Raw genomic sequence first — 1,196 nt, 5'->3', positions numbered from 1 at the left:
GATCGCGAACGCGAAGGGCACCGAGAACCCGACGTAGCCCATGTAGAGCGTCGGAGGGTGGAAGACGAGTCCCGGATCCTGAAGCAACGGGTTCAGGTCGCGGCCGTCGGGGGGCGGCGGAAGGATCAAGGTGAAAGGGCTGGACAGGAACAGAATCAGGATCAGAAACCCGACCTGGATCAGGGCCAGCGTCGCCATGACGTAGGGCATCGAATGGGGGTGGCTGCGCCGGTGGAGAAAGGCGCACAACGCGGCGAACAGCGTCAGATACCACAGCCACAGCATCAGCGAGCCTTCGTGCCCGCCCCAGAGCGCCGTCAGCCGATAGAGAAGCGGCAGGCGGCTGTTCGAGTTCTCGGCGACGTAGAGGACGGAAAAGTCGCTGGAGACGAAGGCCCCGACGATGGTCAGGCAAGCCAGTGTAATCAGAGCAAAGTTGGCATAGAGGCCCTGGCGCGCCACCTCGACGAAGGCAGGACGTCCGGCCCGCGCGCCATAGACCGCGCAGGGCCCCACCATGAACCCGAGCACCAGAGCCAGCGCGGTCGCGGCCATGCCTAGCTGGATGCCGCTGTCGTCCATTCCTCACGTACCTTCGCGCTGCGGGACGAGGCCGGCCTCGAGATGCCTCTTGCGCTTGGCGCAGGCGTCCTCGACCGCGGCGGCTAGTCTGCTCACTCCTCCGCGGATCTGGCTCTCCGAGAGAGAGGAGTAGCCGAACATGAGAACACGCTCGGCGTAGTTGCTGCCGTCGAACTCCCAGGCGCCGCCGTCCGAGAAGGCGTAGACTCCAACCCCGCGTTGTCTTGCGAGTTCCTCAACTTGAACCGCCGTCGGAAAGTGCCGCGGCAAGTGCCAGACCAGATGCATGCCGCCTTCGAGTCCGCGCAGGTCGACGTCACCGAAATGCCGACGCAAGGTCTCCACTAGGGCGTCGCGCCGGTCCATGTAAGTTTGCCGGATGCGCCGCAGGTGACCGTCGAAGCCACCGCTGGCGATGAACTCGGCGAGCGTCGCCTGCTCCAACCACGGGTTGCCGTTGTCGAGAAGCGTCTTGCACCGAGCCGCCGGCTCGGCCAATTCGCGCGGCACGACGAGGTAGCCGATCCGAATCCCGGCACCGAGCGACTTGGAGAAGGTACCCAGATATATGGTGCAACCGTGGCGGTCTAGCCCCTTGAGCGCGGTCAGAGGCG

The 1,196-nt window shown here is 65.1% G+C and carries 2 protein-coding genes; both read right to left on the bottom strand.

Going from position 1 to position 1,196, the window contains the following annotated elements; genetic code table 11:
* Window positions 1–582: cytochrome c biogenesis protein CcsA (gene ccsA, locus GY769_23410; protein MCP4204867.1), on the bottom strand; the 582-nt coding region annotated here is incomplete at its 3' end.
* A 3-nt stretch (window positions 583–585) separates the two neighbouring features.
* Window positions 586–1,196, bottom strand: a 611-nt coding sequence (locus GY769_23405) for a PLP-dependent aminotransferase family protein (protein ID MCP4204866.1), incomplete at its 5' end; no start/stop codon positions are given.

The organism is bacterium (genome assembly GCA_024224155.1).
Classification (GTDB): domain Bacteria; phylum Acidobacteriota; class Thermoanaerobaculia; order Multivoradales; family JAHEKO01; genus CALZIK01.
Note: the sequence above shows the minus strand (reverse complement) of the source record. Positions and strands in the feature narration are given on the sequence as shown.